Origin of the sequence: Alienimonas sp. DA493 (assembly GCF_043951915.1) — a bacterium.
Classification (GTDB): Bacteria; Planctomycetota; Planctomycetia; order Planctomycetales; family Planctomycetaceae; genus Alienimonas.
Genome location: NZ_JBINJD010000357.1, coordinates 1 through 608 on the forward strand (window position 1 = coordinate 1; position 608 = coordinate 608).

Below are 608 nucleotides of genomic sequence, written 5' to 3' on the forward strand. Positions count from 1 at the left end.
CCCCCGGGCCGGTTCGTGGCTTGGGCCGGGGCGAATCCCGCAGCGACGCGAAGTCGGCCGAGGGGGCGCCCGGTGCGTCGGGTTCAGGAACCGCTGCCGAGGTAGCCGTTGATCTCGGTGAACTTGGCGTTGGCGTTCGTGCCGAGCGTCTGCACCGTGGCGATACAGGCGACGAGGATCAGCGCCAGCATGACGGCGTACTCCACCGCCGTCGGGCCGTCCTCGGTCTCGAGGAAGGTTTTGACGCTGGTCAGGAAGTTGCTCATGGGACTCTCCCGTAATCTGTTTGATCGGCGGCCCCGGACCCCTCCGGGACGTGCCGCGAGAGGGTCGGCGGGCGTGCGGAACGTCCGCACGGGGTCCGACCCGGGACACCCTGCCGCCGCTCCCCCCGACCCGGAGCGACCCCCGTGGGGGTCGTTCGCGGCCGGATGATCCGACAGCCGACAAAACTACGTCGTCCCCGAAGCCGTGCGGCCGATTTCGGTTCGATTGGGGAAAATGGCGAGGGTCGGGCGTCTGCGGGGCCGCAATCGGCTGGAGAACCGGCGCCGACGGGAGAGGCGGCGCCGGCCGCAGAATCGATTGCCCCCTGGAGCCGCGACCGT

At 70.4% G+C, this 608-nt stretch carries 1 protein-coding gene; it reads right to left on the bottom strand.

Features of this window, described 5'->3' with window-relative positions; genetic code table 11:
- Positions 1–83 precede the first annotated feature (83 nt).
- Positions 84–266, bottom strand: a complete 183-nt coding sequence (locus ACG2DA_RS23005) for a Flp family type IVb pilin (protein WP_395259052.1) — start codon at positions 264–266, stop codon at positions 84–86.
- Positions 267–608: the final 342 nt, after the last annotated feature.

Coding starts and splice junctions, on each gene's coding strand:
- ACG2DA_RS23005 (WP_395259052.1), bottom strand. CDS start 266: ATGAGCAACTTCCTGACCAGCGTCAAAACCTTCCTCGAGACCGAGGAC.